Genomic DNA, 6,168 nt, shown 5'->3' with positions numbered 1-6,168 from the left:
CACGACGATGGCGGCACGCCGGCGGACGATCTACGTGTTCTGCGACCGCGGCGCGGAGCGTGGGGTGGAGCGCATCGCCATCGGCGGATCGCCGCAGGGCGGGCTGTACCGCGTGGTGCGCGACCCGCAGGCGGCCCTGGGAACGGCCGGCCCCACCGTGCGCCCGGCCGAGCCATACGGCACCGACCAGTGGCGGCTTCTGCCTCCGCTGGTGGAGGCGTGCGACCCGGCCACCATCGCGGTGAACATCTCGCACACGCACGCCTTTTCCGATGGCCTCACCGCCGGCGAATGGGAGCAGCTGCGCGAGGCGCTCCCGGCGCGCTACCGTGACCGCGTGGTCCGCCGCGAGATGCTGGCGCTACGCTACATCGAGGAGCGGCCTCCGGAGATGATGCCCTCGTACGTGCGGATGCAGCAGGTGGCGCACGACATCATCCGAACCGCGTTCTCCAGCCAAGTGGTGAAGCCAGGCGAAACGCGCACGGAGGATGTCGTCTGGTGGATGCGGCAGCGCCTGGTGGAGCTGGGGTTGGGGACGTGGTTCCAGCCCTCGGTGACGGTGCAGAGGGCTGGCGTGGAGATGGGCGACTCGGCGGACCCGGTGATCCGCCGCGGCGACGTGCTGCACACCGACTTCGGCGTGACGGCGCTGGGGCTGAACACCGACACGCAGCACATGGGCTACGTGCTTCGCGAGGGCGAAACCGATGCGCCCGCCGGGCTGTACGCGGCGCTGCGCCGGGCCAACCGCCTGCAGGACCTGCTCCTGGAAGAGATGCGCCCCGGCGCCACGGGCAACGCCGTGCTGCGCGCCACGCGTGAGCGGATGCGGGCGGAGGGGATCGACGGGACCGTGTACACGCACCCCGTCGGCGACCACGGGCACGGTGCGGGGCCGCTGATCGGGCTGTGGGACCGGCAGGACGGGGTGGAGGGACGCGGCGAGGTGACGCTGGTGCCGAACAGCTGGTTCTCCATCGAGCTGCAGGCGACCACGCCGGTGGCCGAGTGGGGCGGCCAGCCGGTGCGGATGGCGCTGGAGGAAGAGGCCTGGATCGACGCCGACGGCACCCGCCGCTGGGTGCTCGCGCGCCAGGAGCGCTTCCACCTGGTCCGGTGAGGAGCCGGGGGGTACCACTCAGCAGGGTGACGCCTCGATAAAGCAGAAACTGCATTTCACGCAGAGGGCGCAGAGAAGACAGCGAGGACGCAGAGGGCATGCAAGCGCCTCTGCGTCCTCTCCGTACCCTCTGCGACCTCTGCGTGAAACTCTTTTACCGAGACGGGATGACGAACGCACTCCCGCACTCCCCCTACGCCGCGATCGGATTCGGCAAAATCCCCGCCGCCGCCAGCGCGTCGGCGAGGCGCCCGCGGTCGCGGTTGCGCAGCGGCTGGATGGGCGGCCGGGGCGCCCCGCCGTGCATTCCCATGGAATCCAGCGCCGCCTTCATCCCCGGGATCCCCAGGTCCGCCACCACTACCTTGTGCAGCGGGGCGATGCGCTCCTGCAGGCGCCCCGCCTCGCCGAAGCGCTCCTCGCCAAAGGCGCGCACCAGCGCCGCGCACTCGTTGGGAAGAAGGAGAGAGACGGCCAGGATGCCGCCCACCGCCCCCATCTCCAGCGCCGCGTACATGATGGCGCCGCTGCCGGACAGCACGTCGCACCCGCCGCGGCAGGCGTCGGTCAGGTCGCCCAGCGTGCGCAGGTCGCCCGACGAGTCCTTGATGCCGACGATGTTGGGGTGCTTGGCCAGCTCGTGCACCAGCCCCGGCTCCAGCTCCATGCCGCTGAACTTGGGCGGCACCTGGTACAGGATGACGGGAACGGGAGCCGCCTCGGCCACGGCCAGGTAGTGGTCGCGCAGGGCGGCGGGGGTAAGCAGGGGCTTGTAGAAGGTGGGCGGCTGCACCAGCACCGCGTCGGCCCCGGCGGCGGCCACGGCGCGCGTCTGCCGGATGGCGGAACGGGTGCTTTCCGCCCCCGTGCCCGCCAGCAGCAGCCGGCCGCCGTCCACCACTTCGCGGGTGGCCGCCGTCAGCCTCACCTTTTCTTCCTCGTCCAGCAGCACGCCCTCGCCGGTGGACCCGAACAGCACCACTCCGCTCAACGGCGTCTCCATCCAGCGCCGCAGGTTGGCGCGCATGGAGATCACGTCCACGTCGCCCGTTACGGGATCGAACGGCGTGGTTGCGGGGGCAAAGACGCCGCTCAGCTCCATGCGGCCTCCGCGGATTGCGGCTCGGGAGCAAGCCCCGGCAGCGCGCCCGTGCTCACGCCGTCGCCATACAGGGGAATGCGCAGGGTGAATCGGGTGCCCTCGCCCAAGGCCGACTCCACTTCCAGCCGCCCGGCGTGGGCCTCGACGATCTCGCGGCAAATGGCCAGCCCCAGCCCCATTCCCTTTCCTTTCGTGCTGACGAACGGCTGAAAGATCTGGTCCAGCTTTTCCGGGGCGATCCCCGGCCCGTTGTCGCAAACCCGCACCACGGCGGTGCCTCCCTCGCGGTCCACCGAAATGGCCAGGCGCGCGTCGTCCTGCGCCGCCATGGCCTCCGCCGCGTTGCGTACCAGGTTGTCGAGCGCCTGGCGAACGTAGTACGGGTCCCCCAGCACCACGGCCGGCGTCACCCGCGACACGTCCACCCGCATCCCCGTTCCGCCGGACTCGTACCCCGCCACCTGCCGGACCAGCTGGTGAAGCTCCATCGGCTGGCGGTTCATGGCCCGCTGCGCGCCCGAGGCGTACACCGACAGCTCGTCGAGCATGGCCACCAGCCGCTGCGACTCGCCGATGATGGCCTCGGCCACCTCGCGCCGCTGCAGGGGATCGGCCACCATCCGCTCGTTCTGCAGCAGGTCGGCGTGCAGCACGATGGTCTGCAGCGGGTTCTTGATCTGGTGAAGGATGCGCGCCGTGGCCGTGCCCATGGCAGCCAGCTTCTCCTCTTCCGCCCGCTGGCGGTCGGAGCGGCGCAGCAGGGTGACGATGACGCCGGCGGTGAACAGCACCACACTGGCCACCACCACCACGCTCACCACGAAGAGCAGGCGGTTGTCGGGCACCGTCAGTGTCGCCTGGGCCAGGGTCATGCGATGCGGCGCGCGGGCGGGCGTTCAGCCACGGCTGTCGGACCGGCGGGTGTCGGGAATGCGCGACACGATGAACGAAACCGTTTCGCCCTTTTCCTCGCCCTCGGGAACGATGGTTTCCACGATGATGCGGCGGACGACGCCGCGGTCGTCGCGCAGGTTCACCTCGAACTCGATGCCCAGCTCGGGCGCGGCGATGTGCGTCCGCACCCGCGGGCCGGGGTCGGCCAGCGGCGTCTCGGAATTGCGCAGCAGGATCTTGGTGGACTGGCGCCCGCTGTCGAGCCCGCGGGCCACCTTTACCTGATGGAACCAGTCCGGCTGGTAGCCGATGATGTACCGGCGTCCGTGCTGGTCCTCTCCCTCGCCTTCGCGGTTGTGGCGTGCCATCCGGACCTCCGGTAAGGCGTGCACTTTGGGTGCTACTCCCCGGGTGGAGAATTTCCGTTTTTGTGGCGTGCTCGTCAAGGGAAACGGCAACCGGAGCCGCCGCCCGGCCCTCACCCGAGCGGCACGGGCACCGGCACCCACGCCAGCACGAACATCACGAAGCACGCCCACGCCACCGCCCGGCGCGGCCCGTTCAGGCGAAAGGACGCATCCCACACGGGCGGGTGCGCCAGCCGCCCCCGTCCGATGAGCAGCACCAGCGCCGCCCACACCCACCATCCCGGGTACCAGGCGCCCATCACCAGCAGCACCCCCAGCGTCAGGCGGCTGGCGGCGGTGTGAAGGCGCGGCGACAGTGCATACGCAACGTGCCCGCCGTCCAATTGGCTGACGGGAAACAGGTTGAGCGCGGTGAAGAACAGGCCGAACCACCCCGCCACCGCCAGGGGATGCAGGACGATGGTCTGCGCCTCGGCCAGGGGCGAAAGGGCGCGCAGCGCCCACAGCAGCGGCGATTCGCCCAGGGGAAGGGCGCCGTCCGGGTACAGGGCGACCACGCGGGCGCCGCCGGGCGCCTTCTCCGCGAAGCCCCGGCTGAACGCGAGCCCCGCGGCGTAGACCGGAATGGAAAGGACGAAGCTGATGACGGGTCCGGCGGCGCCCACGTCCAGGAGCGCGGCGCGGTTGATCAGCAGCGAGCGCAGGCGGATGAAGGCGCCGAGTGTGCCCAGCGGGCTCAACACCCACGGTGCGGGGGCGAAGTACGGGGGCGAGACGTCCATCGCGTGGCGGCGCGCGAATGCCCAGTGGCCCAGTTCGTGCGCGCCCAGAATGCACAGCAACGGAACGGAGAACCACAGGCCCGGCGCCAGCGCGAGCGGTGTGAACCGCGCAGGCACGGGAATCGCTTGCCCCGCGACGCTTACGTTCGCCATGGCCAGCGGGTTGCCCGGGCTCATCCACGCACCCGCGATGGTGGCGGTCAGCAGGGTGAGCGCCAGGAGCAGGGCGTGAAGCCACCACCGCTCGCGGGGGCGGGGGGACACCCGGCGAACCAGCGTCGCCTCCACTCCGTACGGGCCCTCCTGCAGGTAGCGGGGCCCCGGCCAGCGGGCCAGCCAGCCGGAAACCCGCGGGTCATCCGCCACAATGCCGGGGTGCAGGTATGCGTGAACCACCTGCTGGCCGTGCAGCTCCACGATTCGCCAGGGCGCGAACGGCCCCCACTCGTCGGGCACTTTTTCCTTGACGCTCGTGTATACGGTGCTTAGGTTGGGGCCATCGTCCCCAGATATACAGCCTGCGCAGACCTGGGCGCGGCGCGCCTCTCTTCTTCGCTTTCCCGCACACATCGCGGAACGATCCAGCGAACCCGGCAGCCGTACCAACGGAGCCGGGCCGTGCTGATACATTCGGAGCAGAACGTGGACATTAGCACCATCAAGACCAAGAGCATCGCCGAGCTCCACGAGATGGCGGAAGGGCTCAACATCTCCAACTATTCCGGCCTTCGCAAGCAGGACCTCATCTACCGGATCGAGCAGAACCTGCTCGACAGCGAGGTGGTGCTGCGGGGCGAGGGCGTGCTGGAGGTGCTTCCCGAAGGCTACGGCTTCCTGCGCTCGCAGGACTGGAACTACCTGTACGGGCCCGACGACATCTACGTCTCGCCCAGCCAGATCAAGCGGTTCGACCTGCGCACCGGCGACACCGTGATGGGGCAGGTGCGCCCGCCCAAGGAGGGCGAGCGCTACCTGGCGCTGCTGAAGGTGGAGCGGGTGAACGGCGACGAGCCCGACCGGGCCAAGCACCGCGTGGCCTTCGACAACCTGCGCCCGCGCTACCCGGACAACCGCATTCACCTGGAAACGCAGGGCGGCGACCTGTCGCTGCGGGTGATGGACCTGATCGCCCCCATCGGCAAGGGGCAGCGCGGCCTGATCGTGGCGCCCCCCAAGGCGGGCAAGACGATCCTGATGCAGAAGATCGCCAACGCCATCACCGAGAACCACCCGGAAGTTCACCTGATCGTGCTGCTGATCGACGAGCGGCCCGAAGAGGTGACCGACATGCAGGAAAACGTGAAGGCCGAGGTCATTTCCTCCACCTTCGACGAGCCTGCCGACCGCCACACGCAGGTGGCGGAGATGGTGCTGGAAAAGGCCAAGCGCCTGGTGGAGCACGGCCGCGACGTGGTGATCCTGCTGGACAGCATCACCCGCCTGGCCCGCGCGTACAACGTGGTGGTGCCGCACTCGGGCAAGATCCTGTCGGGCGGCGTGGACGCCAACGCGCTGCACAAGCCCAAGCGGTTCTTCGGCGCGGCGCGCAACATCGAGGAGGGCGGCAGCCTCACCATCATCGCCACGGCGCTGGTGGAAACGGGGAGCCGCATGGACGAGGTGATCTTCGAGGAGTTCAAGGGCACCGGCAACCTGGAGCTCGTGCTGGACCGGCACATCGCCGACAAGCGCATCTTCCCCGCGATCGACCTCAACCGCTCGGGCACCCGCCGCGAAGACCTTCTGCTCAACGAGCTGGAGCTTACGCGCGTGTACCTGCTGCGCAACTTCCTGTCGGACATGCCGCCGGCCGAAGCCATCGACTTCCTGCTCAGCCGCATGCGCAAGACCAAGGCGAACAAGGATTTCCTGGATTCCATGGCCCGCGGCGGCTGATGC

6 protein-coding genes are annotated in these 6,168 nt (G+C 69.6%); 2 read left to right on the top strand and 4 right to left on the bottom strand.

The annotated features are described in order from the left end of the window. Positions 1–1,123 (top strand): M24 family metallopeptidase (locus tag VIB55_RS16090; protein ID WP_331877680.1); only part of this gene is annotated, 1,123 nt, incomplete at its 5' end. Between the two features lie 193 nt (positions 1,124–1,316). Here VIB55_RS16090 and VIB55_RS16085 read toward each other — a convergent pair. The 4 genes from VIB55_RS16085 to VIB55_RS16070 all read right to left on the bottom strand — a co-directional run bounded on the left by VIB55_RS16085 (position 1,317) and on the right by VIB55_RS16070 (position 4,725). Then, the gene (locus VIB55_RS16085) at positions 1,317–2,225 is read right to left on the bottom strand and encodes a dihydrodipicolinate synthase family protein (RefSeq protein ID WP_331877679.1); all 909 of its coding nucleotides are present in this window, start codon (positions 2,223–2,225) and stop codon (positions 1,317–1,319) included. Then, entirely contained in the window at positions 2,216–3,097 is an 882-nt protein-coding gene (locus VIB55_RS16080; protein WP_331877678.1) for a HAMP domain-containing sensor histidine kinase, read from the bottom strand. The genes VIB55_RS16085 and VIB55_RS16080 overlap by 10 nt, the downstream gene beginning before the upstream one ends. A 24-nt stretch (positions 3,098–3,121) precedes the next feature. Beyond that, positions 3,122–3,487 (bottom strand): hypothetical protein, encoded by a 366-nt coding sequence (locus VIB55_RS16075; protein WP_331877677.1) that lies wholly within the window; start codon positions 3,485–3,487, stop codon positions 3,122–3,124. Positions 3,488–3,597: 110 nt separating this feature from the next. Then, positions 3,598–4,725 carry a site-2 protease family protein gene (locus VIB55_RS16070; RefSeq protein ID WP_331877676.1) on the bottom strand — a complete coding sequence of 376 codons (1,128 nt, stop codon included), beginning with the start codon at positions 4,723–4,725 and terminating at the stop codon, positions 3,598–3,600. A gap of 186 nt (positions 4,726–4,911) precedes the next feature. Here VIB55_RS16070 and rho point away from each other — a divergent pair, with 186 nt between their 5' ends. Further along, positions 4,912–6,165: a transcription termination factor Rho gene (gene rho / locus VIB55_RS16065; RefSeq protein ID WP_331877681.1), complete on the top strand. Its 1,254-nt coding sequence runs from the start codon at positions 4,912–4,914 to the stop codon at positions 6,163–6,165. The last annotated feature ends 3 nt before the right edge of the window (positions 6,166–6,168 follow it).

The sequence above is a fragment of the Longimicrobium sp. genome (assembly GCF_036554565.1).
Classification (GTDB): domain Bacteria; phylum Gemmatimonadota; class Gemmatimonadetes; order Longimicrobiales; family Longimicrobiaceae; genus Longimicrobium.
Note: the sequence above shows the minus strand (reverse complement) of the source record. Positions and strands in the feature narration are given on the sequence as shown.